Consider the following 19347-nt stretch of genomic DNA (forward strand, 5'->3'; position numbering starts at 1 on the left):
CGTCAGCGGGCGGCGGGAAGCTCGGTCGCTTGAATTAATGCTCGGATATATCCAAAAGCAAAGTATCGGGCCAGCATCGTATATCCCGGTTGGCCTTCTTCTTCGCCGGCCAGCTGTGGCACGTGATCGGGACGTATCGGGCCGGTGAATCCGATATCGCGGTAGGCTTTCATCGCAGCCACCATATCCGTCGGGCCGTTGTCGTGGAATGTCTCGATGAAGTCGTCGGCGGTCCCTTGGACGTCTCGAAAATGAACATAACGAATCCGCTTTCCCCATCGCCGGATGGTATCTGGAATGTCGACTCCCATTGCGGCGAAGTTGCCCTGGCAAAAGCAGATTCCATTGCTGGGCGAGGCGGAAATTTCCAACAGCCGATCGAAGTCTTCCAGGCGATTCATGATGCGAGCATGTTTGCCAAAGGATGCCAGCGGAGGATCGTCGGGATGCATCGCCAAGGCGACGCCGGCCGCTTCGGCAGCAGGCAGCAGCTCTTCCAGAAATCGCTGAAGGTTGCTCCACAATCGGTCGGAGGAAATCGGCGAGATCGAATCGGTCTGAGAAATGGAATGCAGCGAAGCCGCCGATTCCGCATCGGAACTACGAAAGGCGGTTGTGAGCGCTCCACCCCGTTCTCGAACCTTCGTGTCGGTTCGGGCCCAATCGGTTGCGGGCATAAAGTTGTAGCAACAGATCGGTACCTCGGCTTCTCCCATGATGGCAAACAACTGCTTCATGCGGCTGAAATCATCTGCCCGATTCGCGGTGCCAAAGATGGCATTTTGAATCGGCAGTTCTCCCTCGATCGCAGCGATCTTCAAGCCATGGCGGCTTAACCGCTCGCGGGTTTCCAGAAGACCTCGAAGCTCTAATCCCGGATAGCGGATAGCGACAGCACTGACGCCCAACTGGGCAACGCGTGCCAGGTTCTCGTCATCAAAAGGAGTCACCACGGATGCCAACTGCATATCAAACTCTTCTAGCAAAAGGGGATCAAATCCAGCGACCGTTGGACATCGAGCGCGAACGACGTCACCGCACGCGGGACTTCTTAGATTAGATAGTCCTCGCGTCGGCGGAGGTTGCCAAAAACGGAACTCCTATTCCAGATCGAAATCGATCGTCTGCTTTCCTTCGCCCGATTCGACCTCCGTGCTCAAAACAGACTCCTCGTTGTATTTTGCGGGAATCGTGATCGTTTTTGGCTGAGCGCCGCCCGAATCCAAATCGTCTTGCGAGACGCCAGCGGCCGACGGGACAGCGACGATCATTACTTTCGCCGGACCAATAACCGCGCCCCCACGGTGTGCGATTTCAAACACTCCGTTCGTAATTTGTGCCGCCGACACAGGTCCGTCACCTTCAGGGGCAAGCCGAATTTCTCCCGATGGGACGGCTTCGCCTTGATAGGTAACCCGCCCTGTAACGACACGTCTCTCCGGCCCACTTTCGCTGGAACAGCCCCCCAAAACGAGAAGCCCCACCCCGATCAAACCCACGATGCGAAAATCAAACGATCCCATAATTCCAGAGCCAACTATTAAAAGGTTTCGAGAAGAACGAAAGAGAAAACCATGAAATTTTCTCCAAGCCACAGCAACCAACCTTAGCAAACCCGTACTCGAAATCAATCACTTATTGTGCACAGCACAGCTTGATTCGCGAACCAGACGCCTGGAACCACCCCCGCACCGGCAGTCCTTCCAGCCCGGAATAGCGGCCAAGAGAGCGATGACAAGCTCCTAGATGCCCCGATCGCCAGCCCGATAAAGCACGTCGCGTGCTGCGTTCATTTTCTTGTTGATATTGTACACAGACCGTGCTACCCTGAACCAAATGATCAGCGAGAAGAAACCCGAGCGACTTGTTTTGCTGAACGCGAGTGGAAAATGCTATTCCGTGTTGCGGAAGATGCTTGTCTGCGGCCAAATCCCGGCTGGCAGTCGCTTGGCGGAGGTGGAATGGTCTCAGCGGCTTGTGGCTCAACGCGCTGCGTTGCGCGAGGCGATGGTGCTGCTAACGCACGACGGGCTTTTGATTCGTCGACCGACCGGTGGCTTTTTTGTGCCGACCCCGGAAGAGGTCCACTATGATTCACTTTGGGATGCTCGAGTCGTTCTTGAACTCGGGGCACTTGATTTAGCGTTTGCTCCAGGCGCGGCACCCCGAAATTTGTCACCCTTGAAAAAGATCTGCAGCACGATGGAAGACCTGCATCTGGCAGGGCTGACGATGGGATTTTATGAATCCGATTTCCTGTTCCATCAGACCCTTTTAGAATTCTCGGGAAACGAGATCCTTGCGAAGATGTTTTCCCATTCCGCTCAGCATTTTTATCCGCTTGCTCCCGTCACCGGAGATATTCGCAGACAGAGGGAAGCGAGCGTAATTCGCGAGCACCGCGAAATCATCGCAAACTTAGAAGCCGGACAGATCAAAGAAGCTTCTAAACTTTTACGAGAACACATAACACGGAGCAAAGGAGTTAAAGCCTTCGCATCCGGTCGCTAGTAGTGGCGAACATGTAAATTCCCTTTTTGATATTTCCTTCCTCCATTCACTCCCCACCTACCTCTACAGTCTTTTCCCTTTTTTGCCTTGATTTAAGGAATAGAAAATGATTCAGCAGAAAAAGCGCCCCCCCCTGCGCAGTGGTTTCACACTGGTTGAACTCTTGGTCGTGATTGCGATCATCGGCATTCTGGTTGGGCTGTTGTTGCCTGCGGTACAGGCTGCACGCGAAGCGGCACGCCGCATGTCCTGTTCGGCCAATTACAAACAAGTTGCATTGGCGATTCACAACTATCACGACACGCATCGAACCTTTCCTTTGGGGGGAGGAATCACTGGTGGTTGCAGCGGCCTTACCGGCCCTCACATGTTCTCCTGGGGCGTCCATACGTTGCCGTTCATAGAACAGAGCGCTCGATATGACGCGATCAATTTCAACGTCGACAATTATGTTACAGGCTACGGCCCAAACCATGATCCGGACACCGCGTTGGGACCAATCCCTGTCTATCTTTGTCCCTCCAATCCGCAAAGCGATACGATGGTCAATACCGGTTTAGCCGGGGCCGTTGATGCCTTTGCCCGCACCGATATGGCCGGCGTCGCGGATTCCCGTGACTGGCGTTGCAACAGTTCGGGAACAATTGGCCTTCGCCCTCGCTCCGACGGAAACGGCATTTTCTATGGCGGGTCCTCTACCAAGTTCCGCGACATCATCGATGGCACCTCCAACACACTGCTGATCGGCGAAGTCACCGGCGACTTGAATCCAGCGAACACCGTGAACGCCAATACTTATTCCTTATATGACGTCTTCGATACCTCCACCGGTATCAACGGGCCATTTACCTTGCCCGGCGGAGGAACTTTCAATTACCGCCCGCAAGGTTTTTCGAGCTATCACCCCGGTGGAGCCCACTTCGCGCTCGCCGACGGTAGCGTGCGATTGTTCACCGAAACGATCGATCAGACGCTTCTCTATGGTTTGACGACGCGACTCGGTGGCGAAGTCCTGCAAGAGTTCTAGTCCACGTCGGCAGGAATGGATGGACCAAGACCGGTCCATCGCAAATTTGCTTCCCCAAAAGTTCTTTGAGATTCGTTTTTATGATCCGATGTTCGCATGTTGCTGCTACTCTTTTTGCCCTGTTGGTTGTTGCTATCAGCATTGGTCAGGCTGACGAGCCTCTTTCCCTTGCTCAATTGAGAGCAGACAGGGAAGCGGCCACTCAGCGCGAGCGGCGGATCATCTTTAATAACGACGGAAACGAACCGGTCTATCTCTGTCGAGATACGACACCCGACGAACTGCTCCGTCACCGCACCTCTCCGTTGGTGAACACCCACGTCGATACGATTTTCTATTGCACGTGGAGCAGCGGCTTCGGCATGTTCACCCATGACACGAAAGTGGGGAATGTCTTTAAGACGAAAGAAGGCTTGTTCTCCAAGAACTCGATCGAAAAAATGCTCGACGCGGGGACCGACCCGCTGCAAGTCATGGCCGATTTCGGCAAGAAGAATGACATCGAAATCTTCTGGTCGTTTCGCATGAACGACACACATGATGCGGGCTTGTCGGGGTACGGGCCGATCATGTTGCGAGCGAATCCGTTAAAGCTCGAGCATCCCGAATGGCTGATCGGGACCCCGAAAAATCGCCCCAAGTTCGGCGGTTGGAGCGCTGTCGATTTCACGCGTCCTGAGATTCGCGATCTTGCGGTCGCGTATGTCGAAGAGGTTTGCCAAAACTACGACATCAACGGAATCGAACTCGACTTCTTTCGACATCCTGTCTTCTTTAAACGGGCAGCTCAATCGGGAACTCCTTGCAACGACGAGGAGCGAAGCCTGATGACGGAAATGATCCGTCGAATTAGAAAAATCACGGAAGTCGAAGGGCAAAAAAGAGGCAAGCCGATCCTGCTTTCGGTCCGTGTACCCGACTCGGTCTCCTATTGCCGTGACTGCGGTCTCGATATCGAACAATGGCTGCAGGACGATTTGATCGACCTAATGACAGTGTCGGGATATTACCGGCTGAGCCCATGGGAGGATTCGGTCAAACTAGGTAACAAGTACAACGTCCCGGTCTACCCGTCGTTAGATGAATCCCGCGTCCGAGATCCCGATGCGAAAAAGATGCGAATGACGGTCGAAGCCTACCGCGGGCGAGCATTGGCCGCGCGAAGCGCCGGCATGGCGGGACTCAATCTATTCAATTCGTTTGATCCCAACGCGCCGATCTGGAAAGAGCTTGGTGAGCCGGCAACACTTGCCCGGCAAGATCACGACTACTTCGCCAGTATCCGAGGCGTCGGAGCTGCGGCTGGAGGCGCTTTGCCACATCGCAGCTACCAAAAAATCGCCACGCTCAATCCGAAAGCTGCGGTTTCGGTAGCATCCAATAAACCGGCGACGGTGAGCTTCTACAACGGCGTGGAATATCAAAAGTTGGACTCCGTCGCTCCGCCCAAAATCACACTCAGCCTTCAGTTTGACAAGGAAGCTCCCAAGAACGTCGATGTCGCGCTCAATGGAAAAACGCTGAAGTCATCGCCCGCGGCGGATGGCTGGCTGGAATGCACTGTCGATCCTGGAATGCTCAAACTGAACGAAAACCAAGTGACGGTTTCACTCGGCGACAAAGACGCGGCGGCGAAGTGGACCGACCTGCGCTGCACGGTTCGCTGGAATCAAGACAAATAATCCCAACGCCGCAAAGTTGCTTAGAAGCTTGTGAATTCGGCAATCCAACAAGAACATCACCTAAGGTAATCCATCGCATGAACCAACGAACGAACGTCGCTTTTGCAACATTGCTGGTCATTGCCGCCTCGATTTCTTCAGTCGGTGCCGCCGAAGCCATCGAAGACATACACATTGTTCCCAAAGCAGAGAAACTACGCGGCTATCGCGGCATCAATGGCGACTTGATGCAGCGAAAAGATGGCTCCCTTTTGTTCTGCTACACCGAACCCGGTGAAGGCGGAGGCATTGTTTCCAAGACTTCGACCGATCAAGGAAGTACATGGAGCGAGCCGAAGGTTATCGTCGCTCAGCCACCCTCGTCGGGACCGGGAAGATACAACCATCCAAGCTTGCTGCAGCTGGACAATGGGGACCTTCTCATCTCCTACAACTACACCACTCACCCCGCCAAGCCGTATTACGCGATGACCCTTTATCGTCGCAGCGCCGACCAAGGGGAAACATGGAGTGAGCAACTGCCGATGACGCCGCACGCGGGGTACACCCTGGTCCACAACGACAAACTGCTTTCTCTCAAGGATGGCCGCGTCATCGCGGTGGCCGTTACGAAGAAGTACATGCCTAGTTCCCATGACCATAATGGCTATGTCGGTTTAACCTTTTACTCCGACGATCAAGGATACAGCTGGCACCCTAGCGAGAACGAAGTCGACTTATACGACTCGAAAAAGATTGAGGTCCAAGAACCGGATGCCGTGGAACTAAAAGACGGCCGACTGCTGATGTTCGCTCGCACCTACAGTGGTCATCCCGTGAAAGCCTATTCCGAAGACCGAGGCGAAACTTGGTCGAAAGGCGAGCTCATCCGTGAGTTGAAAATGCCTTATGCTGGCCTGCCTACGGTCCGCCGAATTCCATCGACAGGAGACTTGCTCTTCATTTGGATCAGCGGCAAGTCCAAAAGCGAGAGCGGGCTCCCACTGCGAAGCGTGCTCTCCACAGCCATCTCTCAAGACGAAGGGGAAACCTTCGTGCACCAGCGTAACCTGGTCGACGATCCTACCAACGATTTGGGTTATCAATGCGTTGAATTCTTGGAAGATGGAACCGCGTTAATCGTCTATCACAGCAACGATGGCTTGCATATGTCTCGCCTGAACGTCGATTGGTTCTACGGCAAGTAGAACAATAGTGCGACTTCCTGCGAAGCTTTGCTTGAGACCAGGCTTCACCGTAAGTTCGACTCAACACAACTTTGGTTCAGCGACGTTCGAGCTTGACGCTAAAGTTGTTGCAAGGCGACGCCGCCGGTCGCCTTGGCTAACTCGATTAGATCGTCGTTGACTTCTTCGACGATAAACGCGTGCAGGATGATCCCGTTAAGCTCTTCTGGCTTGACGTTGATCCCGTGATCTCCATCGGTCACGATGATCAACTCGGGACGTTCGGCCTGAGTGTCGGCGACAACGGCTTCGATCCGCGTGATCCCCTCGCGAATCGCGAGGTTGATATCGGTATCATCGCCAAGAAAAAAGCTGGAGTGCAGATTTTGCATTGCGTGGCGAGCCTGAGACACTTCGTCGACAAGCACCTGTTCATGGACAACCGAATCAAAAAAGCTGAAACCGAGGATCGCTTCGCGTCGCAGCACGGCTCGCAATCGGTTCATTAAAATCGCGATCAGCTTGTAGATCCGCTCTCCCTGCTGCATCGATTTCGAACGATCCAGCATCGCGTAGAACAGTTGCTTCTTGTCGCTCTTCTTGATCTTCTCGCGGACCATAAAGCTTTTTGTCGCCACGCGGTAGCGAAAATATTTGGGCGACGCGACTTTCAGCGCCCACGCTGCCGGCACCATCCGCGACAGTTCGTCGAACGATTGCATCATCCGCATCCGCGTCTGGTCGCCGTCGGCCGCGGGCAACATTTTCTTTTCAAAGCGAGGCTGAAAGCCGACGTATTCGTTGGCGATCCGCGCGATCCGCACCAACGCTTCGAGCCCCGGTTCGCTGAGCATCCGCGACGCGATATCCAACCGCCGGACCGACAGCGGATGGATCTCCTTGTGCTCGGTCTCGCGACGGACGCCACCGAAACAGTCGCTCAACAGCGACGCGATCTTATCGCGTGTCTCCAGGTTTTCGACCAATTGGATCTCGCTGATCCCGCGGTCCAACGCCATCCGTTCCAGGTCGAGCGAATCGGTCGACTGCAGCGAGTCCTCGTCAGGCAGACATTCCAACAACTCGATCTCATCGGCCGTTAGCCCGCCGACTTCACCGAGTGCCCAATTGACTTGCGCCGCGATCACGTCAGCCGCCAAACCGATCGCAAGAGCTTGCTTGACGGTCGAGATCAGGGCGACGTTGGCGATCGCGCGATCGATGTCGGTGCGACCGGCCAGTCGATCGAATTCGATCTCCCGCAGCGCGGATGCTAACGCATGGTAGATCGCTGTGTCGCGCTGCGACCAATGAAAGATGTCGTCGAGGAAACGTTTGATCCGCCCCATTCGCATCCGATAGGTCAGCCCGATCCGCCGGTCGATCTCCAGCGATCCCGCCAAGCGTCCGTCGTCGACTAGATGAACGCCGTCCCAGATCGTCGGGATGGGGATGTGCTGCATTCCGATCGCGTCGAGCCGCCGGATCACCTCGGCAGTGTTGATTTGTTGCCGCCGCTCGCTCTCGTCTGGGTAGGTCACATGCGTGTGGAAGCGGATGAAGTTTCGATAGCGTCGCGGCAGATCAGCGGCATCCATGATCGGCCCCTTGGGCAACAAATGGGGACAAGCGACTCACGAGCCAAACCGCTTCTTGGCGGCCTGTTCGATTTCCTGCCGCGTGAGGATCGAATCGCCGTCGCGATCGAACTTACGAAATCCGTAGCGGCTGAAGGCCATCGGCGTCTCTTCGCGAGCGACCTGGCCGTCGCCATCGGTATCCATCTGTTTGAAGAAGTCGCGGACGAAATCGTTGACACGCTGCGTCGCCTCGTCGGTGACCTTATCACGCGATGCCTTCGCTTTCGACTTCTTCTTCGCGCCGCCATCCTTCTCGACATCCAACGGCTGGCAGACTTCGAAAAACGCCAATGCCATCTCCTCCCAAGTCTGATCGCCCCAACTGACATACTGCGACGGATCGGGATTGACGAGATTGTTTTTGGAATTGTCGAACCAGACGGTCCCCGCCAAATCGTCGATCGTCGACAGATCGATCGGGTTGGCAAAGGCGTAGGAGTGCTGCCAATTGAAGTCGTACGCCGGCACGTCTAACAATGTTTCCTGCTGGCCCGCGATGCGTCCCTCCAAACGGAACGCCTTGCCGCGCAGATGCATGTGCGGGGCGACGGCTAATAGCTGCCCAATTTTCGGCAACCCGCCCGGCTTGATTTCGACGGGATGATTGGCCGCTCGAGGTGGAATCTCGAACTCTTGATCGATCGCCGCCACCGTAAAGACTTCGTGAGTGACCGTCGATCGATCGGCCAGCTTGATGCCGACCTTGGTCAGATCGTCCACTTCCGAACCGTTGGGAGTGTAGTGCATCTGGAAGACAAACTTGGAACCGGCGGGGACACGACGAGCCAGGCCGGGCGGATACTCGGCGACGCGTTGGCCCGGCACGTAGGCGGTCAACCAATTGACGCCACGTTGGCGTTGGCCATCGGGGGGGCGGACAAAGATGATCGCGTGATGGACGACGCTGCGGTCGCCAGGGATCACCTCGGCCGCTTGAATCCACTGATCCTCGGTAACCCCACTGTCGACGACAAAATACTGGTACTCCACCGTTCCCTCGGCCGGCACGCGATACGGCTTGTCGTTCATCGAGAAGACAAGATCGGGAGTTCCCAGTCCCCAATCGCCTCGCGGCGGCAACGGTTCGGGAAGGTCGTTGGCATTGCCATAGGGCATCCCTTGATCGACCCAGTCTCGCAAGATCTGCTTGTCCCCCGCCGGCATCTGCCGGGCCCCTAAGAAGTCGCCATATTCGGGATTCGCGTGCCAGGGCGGCATCCGTCCCTGGTCGATCACTTCCAGCGACATGTCGGCCCAGCCGACGACTTCATCGTAATCGGTCAGGGCGAACGGTCCGATCTCGCCGGCGCGATGGCATTCGACGCAGTGCTGCTGCAGAACGCGTGAGACCTGTTTACAGAAGGTGATCGAACCCTCATCGGCTAGCGGTCGCGATTGGCCGATGATGCAACCGACCGCCGTGGTCCGTGGCATCGCCACGGGGCGATCGGCCAGCAGGTCGTCGATCGCTTCGCGCAATTCGCTGCGGGTGGCGACGGGACGGGAAATGCCCGGTCGATACTGATCGTCGATACGGCCCTGGTAGCGGATCTTGCCGGTTGCATCGAGCACAAAAACCTCGGGCGTTCGCGTCGCTCCCAACAGCGTCGCCGCGGCGCCGTCGTAGTCTTTCGCCATCGGGAACGAGATCGCATACCGATCGACGTACTCGCGGACCTCTTGCAGCGAATCCTGGCGGTTGCTGTTGACCCCCAAGACACGCACGCCGCGATCGCGCAGTTCGGCATCCAACGCCGACAACCGCGGCCCATACAACCGGGCTAATGGACACTCAGTCCCCAGGAAGCAGATCACATGCAACTTGCCCGCATCGGGATCTAACAAGCGAACCGATTGGTTCTCCACCACCGAAGGCAACTGCAACGACTGGACCGATTCGGCAGCGGTGGCAGGCAGCCCACTAAAACAGCAAGCCACGATGAAGACAAACAATCGCCAAAAATCTGCCCCGCGATTGTTTCGAAAGGCCTCGTGCGTCAGATCTCGAATGTTCATGGCTGCCCAATGGACTGATGGTGAAGAGTGCGGATCAAGCGAGCCTGTTCAACAGGTTTTAATCGTTCACAAACGAGTCGGCGATCAACCGCCCCACGTGCTGCAACCCACGTACAGACGCAAGACGATCAAAGGGCCGCGTCACCGGAATGGGAGAACCCGGCAGCCCATTGCGAAATCTCGGCCGCGGAATGAAACCCCATCCGTTCGTCGATCTTCTTGCCGTCGCGAAACATGATCATATGCGGGATGCCCGAAACTCGGTAACGCGCACTCAGTTCGGGATTGTTGTCGACGTTGATCGATACGATCTCGACTTCGCCGGTGACATTCGGCAATTCGTCGTCGAGCATCCGGCACGGACCGCACCACGGGGCGCCGAACTTAATCAAGGTGAGCGGCGACTGTGCAACCAATTCGTCGAACTGCTGTTCGCTGTAGTGAGGGTCATCGCTGGCCGAACCATCTCCCACGCGAAAGCGATCGCAACCGACGACGATCAAAGTAACCAGCGTGATCCATCCCAAAGCGATTCGGGTCGAGGCGAGCATATTCATTTTCCAATCAAGCTATATTGATTTATTATCTAATCGAATCCCAGAATCTTATATACCAGATCCGACGGCAAACCGCCGGTTGGCGATTCGTCTTCAAACACACGATTTCGATCGGTGGCGAAACGGATGGTGGGAATTACTCTGCGATTAACATTGCGGAGCAGGTCAGGCGCCGACGCGTTAGTTCCTGGAGGGGGGGGGCCATCTGGCACCTTCCTACCATCACTTTGTCCAGTGACAGCTTTTGCTGCCACTTTCAAACTCCCCCATTCCCGCCATCCATTCTAAGACACTGCCGTCCATGGGCAACAACCTTGAAAACTTTGAACAGACCGTTCAACGCATCTCCGATACGGTTCTCGACTGCATTCGACAGCGGCAGCCTCCGCTGGCCTCGATTGCAGATGAACCCGACAGCATTTTCGTAAAGGCGGCCAACGGACACACGCAAATTGTCAACAGCGCCTATCACCTTCGGTTTACAGCGGGGGCGGATCCCGCGGGGAAACCGGGGGCTTCTTATTTGCATTCGTCGATTGTCGACGTCTCACAACGCAGCGACAAGATGATCCTGGGCGGTTGTTCGACGGTGCAATTCAATCATGTGGGAGAAGATCCCCTGGGAAGAACGCTCCATTTCCGCACTTACAAACGTTCCCTACAAGAAGCGGGCGACCCGCGTTATGCAATTCTGGGCATCTCGCGAATGATGGGCATCATCGCATCGAACGCCCCGACGACACTGCTTTCCGAAAAATGGCGGCGTTTCGAGCAGTTGAGCCCCACGGACCGCCAGATTGCGATCGTGATCGCTGGTGCCAACATTGAAGGCGTCTCGAGCGACGCCATCGAACGCCGGCGCAACGCGATCCTGCAAACCCTGGAGGTTGAATCACAGGTCGAACTGATCAAGCTGTTGGTGCGATTGCAGGATAACGGCTTTGGCAACCTAGGAATCTGACGTCGCTGTGTTAACTGAATTCGCCGCGAATGTACTGCTTGGTGTACTCTTCCTGCGGATCGGCGAACATCGCTTCGGTCTTGCTGTATTCGACCAGATAGCCGGTTCGCGCACCTTGCGAGGTGTCGACATACATGAACGCCGTCATGTCAGCGACGCGTTGAGCTTGTTGCAGATTGTGAGTGACCACCGCGATCGTGTACTGCTTCTTCAGTTCGGTCATCAGTTCTTCGATCCGTCGCGTGGCGATCGGATCCAACGCCGAACAAGGTTCATCCATCAACAGCACCTCGGGTTCGGTAGCGATCGCCCGAGCGATACAGAGCCGTTGCTGTTGTCCGCCGGACAACGACAATCCGCTGTTCTTCAGCTTGTCCTTCACCTCATCCCAAAGCGCCGCGCCACGCAGCGCCTTCTCGACGCGCTCGGGCACATCCCCTTTAACACGGTTCAGGCGCAGGCCAAACGCAACGTTATTATAGATGCTCATCGCAAACGGATTGGGCTGTTGAAAGACCATCCCGATGTAGCGACGGACCGCCACGGGATCGACGCTGCGATGGTAGATGTCGCGGCCGCGAAAATGAACATGCCCTTCGAAGCGGAAGCCGCGGACCAGATCGTTCATCCGGTTCAGACATCGCAGCGCGGTGCTCTTACCGCAGCCCGAAGGCCCGATGAAGGCGGTGATCTGCCCCTGCTGGACCGGGATGTGGCTATCGCGAACAGCTCGAAACTTGCCGTAATAAAGGTTGTCGATCTTGCAATCGATAACGATATTGGAGGCCGTACCATTGCTGCTGCCGTTGGCGGCCTTTCCGGCTTTCGATTGGACCGTCGATGATGCTTGAATCATATGGAAATACCTGCTCAGCTTGTGACTTTATTGCGCGATAGGATTTGCCCACCGATGTTGATCACTAACACGATCATCACCAGCACGAGAGCGGCTGCCCAAGCGAGTTCAATTTGATTCTCGAAAGGAACGCCAGAGAAATTGAAGATCAGCACCGCCAGAGAAGCCGTCGGATCCATCAACGCCAACTCGCCATCTTGTACGATCCAGTAGTTGCTGTTGAGCGCCGTGAACAACAGCGGAGCGGTTTCGCCAGCGGCACGCGCCACGGCCAACATCACTCCAGTTAACAGCCCCGGCAGTGCCGTGGGCAGAATCACTTTCCAAACGACTTGTGTTTGCGTCGCACCCATCCCGATCGCCGCTTCTTTCATGCGGTGCGGGACCATCTTGATCGCCTCTTCCGCAGTCAACATCACGATCGGCAGCATTAGAATCGAAAGGGCGATGCCGCCAGCCGGAGCCGAATAGGTCCCCGTGACCAAGACGACGGCCGCATAGGCGAACACGCCAGCCAAAATCGACGGGAATCCGGTCAACAACTTGGCACAGAACCGGACCGCCGACGCCGTCTTGCTGCCGCTGCCAAATTCCGCCAGGAACAGAGCGGCCAAAACGCCAAAGGGAACACTGATCAAGATCGCGATCCCAACCATCAACAGCGTCCCCACGATCGCGTTGCCAAACCCACCTCCGCTTTCAAAAGCCGATGGAGGTGTTTCGGTCAGCAAGCTCAGACTCAACCGCTTCCCACCGCGCCAGATCAGCATGAACAGCACAGAGAACAAAGGGATGCAAGCGACAACCGTCACAACCCCAGTCAGGATGCTGAGTGCTGAACTGAAAAATGTGCGTGGGTGACGCAGCGAGCGTTCCAAAGTTGGAAAGTCGATGTCTTCAAAGGCGTCGGTGATCTCTTGGCTCACTTCGTCGCTCCCTTCATATGCGCCGAAGCTCGTCGCATGATCGCGGCTCCAAAGATGTTGACGCCCAAGGTAATCGCCATCAGCAGCAGCGCGGCGTACATCAACACCTGCTCTTCCTGTTTGCCCGCTTCGGGAAAGTTATTCGCCAGCAGTGCCGCAAGCGTATTGGCTGGCGAAAAGAGCGAAACCGTCAACTGGTTGGAGTTTCCAACAAGCATCGCAAGCGCCATCGTCTCTCCGAGGGCGCGGCCGAAGCCGAGCACCAGCGAGCCGAAGATGCCAGTCGCCGAGGCGGGAATGATCACACCAAAGATCGCTTCCCAGCGAGTCGCCCCCAGGCCAAACGCAGCTTCTTTCAGCTTGTGCGGGACCGAGCTGATCGCATCGCGGGAGATGGCTGAAACGGTCGGCAAGATCATGATTGCCAAGACCAGCGACGCGGGAAGTATCCCGGGACCACTGAGCGATGTCTTGAAAAAAGGTATCCACTCAAAGTGCTCGTGCACCCAATTAGCCGCCGGCCGGATCGCGGGGATCACGACATAGATTCCCCACAAACCATAAACCACGCTGGGGATCGCAGCCAACAGTTCGACGATGTTCTTGAAGACAACTTCCAGGTACGTCGGCAAGAAATCTTGTGTCAGGAAGATCGCGATCGAGACGCCAAAGAAGCTGGCGATCGCAAGGGCCAACAGCGAACTGTAAAGCGTCCCCCAGATTTCCGGCAGCACGCCGAACTCGCCTTTATTGGCATCCCAAGTGGTTCCCGTAATAAACGAAAGACCAAACTCTTGAATCGCGGGAACCGCTTTTCCACCGATTTCATACAGGATGTATAAGACCAACAAAATGGTCATCCAAGAGAAGACGTGTGTCATCCCTCGGAACGCCCGGTCCCATGAAACATCCCAAGTCGTGGGAGGTGATGCGACCGAATCAATCGAATCGTTTGGCTCGATAGATGTTGCCATATAGTCCGTTTACCATTTCGTAATCGTTAGGAAAGCCGGTAGATCGACCGGTTATTGGATCGCATCCAACGCAGCGGTTACCTTGGCGACCACATCCTCGGGCAAAGGGACGTATCCCATCTCGTCGCTGATCTTCTGTCCATCGGTCAAGCAGTATTTGACGACCTCTTTGAGCGCTTCGGCTTGCTTGGGATCTTCGTATTTTTTGTAGCACAACAACCAGGTGTAGCTGACGATCGGGAACGCTTGATCGCCGGGAGGATCGGGCAACCAAGCTCGCAGATCGGCTGGCATCTCGACGTTCGACAACGCAGCTTGGCCACTCTCCAACGAAGGCAGGACGAAGTTTCCAGCCTTGTTTTCGAGGCTCGCCATCGCCAACTTGGTCAGCTTGGCATATCCGTATTCGATATATCCGATGGCACCGGGAGTTTGCGTGATCGTCGCGGTGACGCCGTCGTTCTTTGGCGAGGCGACGATCTTGTCGCTGTCGGGCCACACGACCGTCTTGCCGGTGCCGGGGCCGTTTGCCCACTCTTCGCTGATCGCGCTCAAGTGCTGCGTGAAGACAAACGTCGTGCCGCTGCTGTCGGCGCGTCGCACGACGGTGATATCTTCATCGGGCAGCTTCGCGCCGGGATTGGCGTCGGCGATCAGCGGATCGGTCCAATTGGTGACCTTACCCAAGAAGATTCCGGTGTACGCGTCGCGGGAAAGCTTCAGCTCTTCAACGCCCGGCAGATTGTAGGCCAGAACCACTTCGCCAGCGGTCATCGGCAACAACTGAACACCTTGGCCTACCTCGGCGATCTCTTCGTCGGTCATCGCAGCATCGCTGGCACCAAAATCGACGGTGCCGTTGGTAAAGTCCTTGATCCCCGCTCCGCTACCCTTGGCTTGGTAGTCGATTTGCACGTCGTCATGTGCGCGGCTGTACTCCTTAAACCAACGATCGTACAGCGGAAAAGGGAAGCTTGCTCCCGATCCGGTGAGCTTGACGCTATCCGCAGCATCACCGCCGCTCGAATCGGAACTGCGCGACGAGCAACCGCTAAACAATAGACAAACGGTCAGACCTGCCACGAAAACGCTTGAGTTTCGCCAACGCACGTTGTTTTCCCAAATAAACGGAGGGTGATTAGGTTGTTGAATCCTGAACCACGGTATTGGCCGAAGAAGGGACGCTCAAGTCGCAAAACGTGGCAGACCGCCAATTTCACTGGCTCTTCACAATTCCTTAACAAACCATTTCCAGCAGGGTTCTCCTGCCCGATCGATCGCGTTGTAACCGTTGTACCGATTGCAGCGAGGGGGATTGTTAAGATTCATCCGATTGAGACTGCGGCATCGGATGTGCAGGGCAAACGGCGACGATGCTACCCCCAAGAACGGTCTGTCTAGGACGATATTTATTATTAGGAGAGTGATCCAACCAAGGATGGACGGGTCATGACTCCTCCTAAACGCCCAACCGTTTCATTTTGGCTATTGTTTGGAAACGAACTGGAAAGGACTCCAGATGTTCAAAACTCAAAAACGTCGTTGGCTGCGCCGACTGCTAGGCTTGGCAGTTGTATGCCAATTTGGGGCGTCGATCGGTTACGCTCAATTCCCATCCGAAGATGCTGGCCTGGAAGCCGCTGCATTCAGCCCCATCCTTTTGGGTAAATCCGACGACGCGTCGGTTGCTCCCGTTGCCTACAACGAACCCGTTTCGGCTCTTCACTGGGCGACTCCCGGCGACGCCACCGCGGGGGATGATTTAGGCGACTCGGTTAAAACGGCTGACGAATCGACAGACAAGTCAGACAACGCGGGACAGGAGAAGGATTCGCGAGACGAACTGATCGAAGATCTGACCAAACGTCTGGACGACATGGAAGAGTCGTGGGGCCAGTACCAAGGCAAGATCACCAAGGAAGCCGAAGCCAAGAAGAAGAAATCGTCCTACAAAATGGGCGGTCGTCTTCACATGGACTATTGGAACTTCATGGACAACTCTCCTGGGATCGGATATTTCGAGCACGACGACCCAACCAACGCGAACTACGGAACCGACCCCGAAGACCGCTTCCTGTTCCGCCGCTTGCGGTTGGAAATCCAGGGCGAAGTCCCCGAAAACATGGTCTTCCGGATCCAAATGGATTTCAACAATCCATCGACCCCAGAATACAAAGATGCCTACATCGGCTGGACCAACCTGCCATACAACCAAACGCTGTTGTTGGGTAACCAAAAGCGTCCGATGGGCTTGGACCACTTGAACAGCAGCCGCCACAACGTGTTCATGGAACGACCGTTTGCAGTCGAAGCGTTCAACGAAGACGCTCGACGGATCGGTTTGGCAATGTACGGCCACAACGATGCCGAATCGACCTTCTGGGCGTACGGTCTCTACAGCCTGGAAAACACCAGCACCACCGGTCGTATCATCGGTGACAGCATGCAAATGGGCGGTTACGGTCGCGTTGGCGGCAGCCCCTGGTACGACGAGGTCAGCGGTGGACGCGGCTATTGGCACTTGGCGATGTCCGGTGCAGTCGCCAAGCCCGATGGCGACGCCAGCAGTGCCGATTCGAACAGCAACGAAGCTCGCTTCCGCACACGCCCCGAAGCACGCAGCGATTCGCGATGGCTCAACACAGGTCGAATCGTAGGTGCCGACTGGTTTGAAACGATCGGCCTCGAATCGATGCTGAACATCGGATCGCTGCAGATCACCAGCGAATATTTGTTCAACTGGGTTCAACGCGACGATCAGATCGCCGGATCGGGTCCCGATACCCACTTCCATGGCGGTTACATCTTCGCATCGTACTTCCTGACCGGGGAACACATTCCCTACAAACGAACCCACGGTACGATCGATCGTGTCCGACCATTTGAGAACTTCTTCCTTGTCGATCGCTTTTGTGGCAATCGCGGACGAAAGATGGGCATGGGAGCTCTCGCATTGGCTCTGCGATACGACTACATCGACCTCACCGACGGCGACATCCAAGGTGGCGTGGGTCATTCGGTCACCGGTGGCCTGAACTGGTACTGGACTGCGTATTCGAAACTGCAGACCAACCTGATCTACGGCGAGATCGACAACCACAGCCCCGTTGGCCCCACGGGAACCGAATACACCTCGGGTGACTACGCGATCCTTGGTATGCGATTTATGCTCGATTTCTAATCGACGCACACATCCCAACGATTCAGATCCGAAGACTCCATTCCCAAACTACATTCTCTAAATTGATTGCCACACGGACGTGGCGATTCGGAGCGATACGATGAAAAACATCCACAAACTGATTATCGGTGCGATGCTATTCGGTGGCCTGACAACGATCCAGTTCACCGGCACCGCGCGAGCCGCAAACTGTCAATGCGGACTGTGCGCTGACAATTGTGCTTGCTGCAGCTTGAAGGTCGACAAAGTCGACGAAAAGAAGACAGCTTGGGAAGTCGAATGCAAACAAGTCTGCATCCCCAAAGTTGTCTTCCCGTGGCAAAAACGCTGCAACCCTTGTGCGAACAACGGTGCCTGCGTGCGAACCGTTCGCGTGCTGAAGAAGAAGGAATACAAGTGCCCCAAACTTGAATTCACCTGGACACCGAAGATGATCGGCGGCTGCGGATGCTGCGGTGGCGGAAACAACTGCTGCGACGACGGCAGCTGTGGCAGCTGCGACGGCGGTGGATGCCTGTTGGGTGCAAACGAACTGCCCCCCGTACCGACGCCTTCGATTCCAACACCCGCGATCGAAAACGACGTCATGCAGACCGCGGCAACCGATGGGATGCTCGAATACGAAGTGCCAGCCGTGCACGTCGCTCGCCCCGTTGGCCTGAAGACGCTTCAGCTGAACCGATAAACGCTGACAAATTGGGTTCAACACATGGCATCCACAACATGTTGTGAAGTGCAACTCCCCAACCACTTCGACGACGCACTTGTCTGATCCCAATGACGCGAGTTTAAGGCCGGCCTGGCAACAGGTCGGCCTTCGGTGTTTCTGCAGCGAGCGACTTATCCGCCAGCAACTTCGACAGCCAGTCGCTCATCGAAAATCGCAAATCCTCTTCTTTTCGAGCGATCTGGCGATTCATCCGCTGGACCAGTTTGACCTGTTGTTTGGATATAATCTCGTCTCGCAAGATCCCTTCCAACGCGTCGCCGATCCCTTCGGCGAAATCGCCTCCAACGTCGCTGATCCGGTTCACTTCGAACCTTGGCACGGCGATCTCCGCCGATTCGATCACCGGCTTCACGACGACATCCGGCGGGATGTTGACGTAATCGAGCCCGATGCCGATGCTGCCGACAATCGTGATCTCGATGTCGGCGTCCGCGTCGACGTTGAAGCTCCACAGCTGGACGCCGTAGTTCCAGCGACTGCGACGGGCGAAGCAGTTTAATCGTCCGGCAAGCGTCAACCGGAACGTTGCCGTTCCATCGGGCAACCAACGCAGATCGTGTAGATCGACCTTCATATGCTGGTCGGGATCGATCAGGCGAATCTCGTACCGCGTCCACGCGCCGTGATTCACTTCGCGCCAGCGACGCTTGGTATCGATCTTCCAACCATCGCGGCGCAGCTTCACGCCCGCATAGATTCGTTTCTGATGGCCCCAGTCCTTTTCGTTCTGATACGTTTCGGGAATGCTGCTGCGAATCAGATCGCCGACGATTTGCCGCAACCGCCCCGCTTCGGCGTCGGGCATTCCAGCCAGCGGATCGCTGGCGATGCCCGCGGGAGCCGCGGTCGGGGCGAGCGGCTCGACCGCCTGCGCCGGAACAACCGCCAAGGAGAACGTGAAGATCAGCAAGGCTCGAAACTCTTGACGAGTTCCGCTACGTAGTTTCGGTGTAGCGGAGCTCGTCAAGAGTTTCGTTCCATCGACGCATCGGCTATTCGGTTCGTTCATCCGTATCGGCTCGGTTGCGTGTCATATAAATGCGGCAATACGCCGGCCGCCATTCAACGTCGATTGATAGGCCGATATACCGCGCCACGACTTTTCAAGTCCATGGCGAAT

Annotated in this window: 17 protein-coding genes; 7 read left to right on the forward strand and 10 right to left on the reverse strand. The window is 55.9% G+C overall.

Features of this window, described 5'->3' with window-relative positions; genetic code table 11:
- Positions 1 to 2 precede the first annotated feature (2 nt).
- Both EC9_RS19235 and EC9_RS26640 read right to left on the reverse strand, forming a co-directional pair.
- Positions 3 to 968 (reverse strand): mannonate dehydratase, encoded by a 966-nt coding sequence (locus tag EC9_RS19235; RefSeq protein WP_145347775.1) that lies wholly within the window; start codon positions 966 to 968, stop codon positions 3 to 5.
- Between the two features lie 132 nt (positions 969 to 1100).
- The gene (locus tag EC9_RS26640; RefSeq protein ID WP_218934265.1) at positions 1101 to 1271 is read right to left on the reverse strand and encodes a hypothetical protein; all 171 of its coding nucleotides are present in this window, start codon (positions 1269 to 1271) and stop codon (positions 1101 to 1103) included.
- Positions 1272 to 1836: 565 nt separating this feature from the next.
- Here EC9_RS26640 and EC9_RS19240 point away from each other — a divergent pair.
- From EC9_RS19240 to EC9_RS19255, 4 genes are all read left to right on the forward strand, one after another.
- Positions 1837 to 2511, forward strand: coding sequence for a GntR family transcriptional regulator (locus tag EC9_RS19240; RefSeq protein ID WP_145347776.1), 675 nt, complete (start codon positions 1837 to 1839; stop codon positions 2509 to 2511).
- A 106-nt stretch (positions 2512 to 2617) separates the two neighbouring features.
- Positions 2618 to 3538, forward strand: coding sequence for a DUF1559 domain-containing protein (locus tag EC9_RS19245; protein WP_145347777.1), 921 nt, complete (start codon positions 2618 to 2620; stop codon positions 3536 to 3538).
- A gap of 176 nt (positions 3539 to 3714) precedes the next feature.
- A complete protein-coding gene (locus EC9_RS19250) occupies positions 3715 to 5220 on the forward strand; it encodes a family 10 glycosylhydrolase (RefSeq protein ID WP_218934266.1) in 1506 nt (501 codons plus the stop codon).
- Positions 5221 to 5297: 77 nt separating this feature from the next.
- Positions 5298 to 6407, forward strand: a complete 1110-nt coding sequence (locus tag EC9_RS19255; RefSeq protein WP_145347779.1) for a sialidase family protein — start codon at positions 5298 to 5300, stop codon at positions 6405 to 6407.
- Between the two features lie 98 nt (positions 6408 to 6505).
- Here the strand turns inward: EC9_RS19255 and EC9_RS19260 are convergent, their stop codons facing one another.
- From EC9_RS19260 to EC9_RS19270, 3 genes are all read right to left on the reverse strand, one after another.
- A complete protein-coding gene (locus EC9_RS19260) occupies positions 6506 to 7984 on the reverse strand; it encodes a hypothetical protein (RefSeq protein WP_145347780.1) in 1479 nt (492 codons plus the stop codon).
- Positions 7985 to 8020: 36 nt separating this feature from the next.
- Positions 8021 to 10042, reverse strand: coding sequence for a redoxin domain-containing protein (locus EC9_RS19265; RefSeq protein ID WP_145347781.1), 2022 nt, complete (start codon positions 10040 to 10042; stop codon positions 8021 to 8023).
- A 128-nt stretch (positions 10043 to 10170) separates the two neighbouring features.
- On the reverse strand, positions 10171 to 10593 hold the full coding sequence (locus EC9_RS19270; protein WP_218934267.1) for a thioredoxin family protein: 423 nt from the start codon (positions 10591 to 10593) through the stop codon (positions 10171 to 10173).
- Between the two features lie 307 nt (positions 10594 to 10900).
- Here EC9_RS19270 and EC9_RS19275 point away from each other — a divergent pair, with 307 nt between their 5' ends.
- On the forward strand, positions 10901 to 11560 hold the full coding sequence (locus tag EC9_RS19275; protein WP_145347783.1) for a hypothetical protein: 660 nt from the start codon (positions 10901 to 10903) through the stop codon (positions 11558 to 11560).
- Between the two features lie 10 nt (positions 11561 to 11570).
- Here EC9_RS19275 and pstB read toward each other — a convergent pair whose 3' ends face one another.
- From pstB to pstS, 4 genes are read right to left on the reverse strand one after another with little or no spacing between them, the layout of a single operon-like run.
- The gene (gene pstB, locus EC9_RS19280; protein ID WP_246105774.1) at positions 11571 to 12416 is read right to left on the reverse strand and encodes a phosphate ABC transporter ATP-binding protein PstB; all 846 of its coding nucleotides are present in this window, start codon (positions 12414 to 12416) and stop codon (positions 11571 to 11573) included.
- 14 nt (positions 12417 to 12430) lie between these two features.
- Complete coding sequence (gene pstA, locus EC9_RS19285; RefSeq protein WP_218934268.1) at positions 12431 to 13342, reverse strand: phosphate ABC transporter permease PstA; 912 nt, start codon at positions 13340 to 13342, stop codon at positions 12431 to 12433.
- Entirely contained in the window at positions 13339 to 14316 is a 978-nt protein-coding gene (gene pstC / locus EC9_RS19290) for a phosphate ABC transporter permease subunit PstC (protein ID WP_145347784.1), read from the reverse strand. The genes pstA and pstC overlap by 4 nt, the downstream gene beginning before the upstream one ends.
- Positions 14317 to 14367: 51 nt before the next feature.
- Positions 14368 to 15399, reverse strand: coding sequence for a phosphate ABC transporter substrate-binding protein PstS (gene pstS, locus EC9_RS19295; protein ID WP_246105776.1), 1032 nt, complete (start codon positions 15397 to 15399; stop codon positions 14368 to 14370).
- 436 nt (positions 15400 to 15835) lie between these two features.
- On the opposite strand from pstS, the gene EC9_RS19300 reads away from it, so the two are divergent.
- The gene (locus EC9_RS19300) at positions 15836 to 17497 is read left to right on the forward strand and encodes an OprO/OprP family phosphate-selective porin (RefSeq protein WP_145347785.1); all 1662 of its coding nucleotides are present in this window, start codon (positions 15836 to 15838) and stop codon (positions 17495 to 17497) included.
- 100 nt (positions 17498 to 17597) lie between these two features.
- Positions 17598 to 18182: a hypothetical protein gene (locus EC9_RS19305; protein ID WP_145347786.1), complete on the forward strand. Its 585-nt coding sequence runs from the start codon at positions 17598 to 17600 to the stop codon at positions 18180 to 18182.
- A gap of 103 nt (positions 18183 to 18285) precedes the next feature.
- On the opposite strand, the gene EC9_RS19310 is transcribed toward EC9_RS19305, so the two are convergent.
- Positions 18286 to 19194 (reverse strand): hypothetical protein, encoded by a 909-nt coding sequence (locus tag EC9_RS19310; RefSeq protein WP_145347787.1) that lies wholly within the window; start codon positions 19192 to 19194, stop codon positions 18286 to 18288.
- Positions 19195 to 19347 lie beyond the last annotated feature (153 nt).

The organism is Rosistilla ulvae, assembly GCF_007741475.1.
In the GTDB taxonomy this organism is placed as follows: Bacteria; Planctomycetota; Planctomycetia; order Pirellulales; family Pirellulaceae; genus Rosistilla; species Rosistilla ulvae.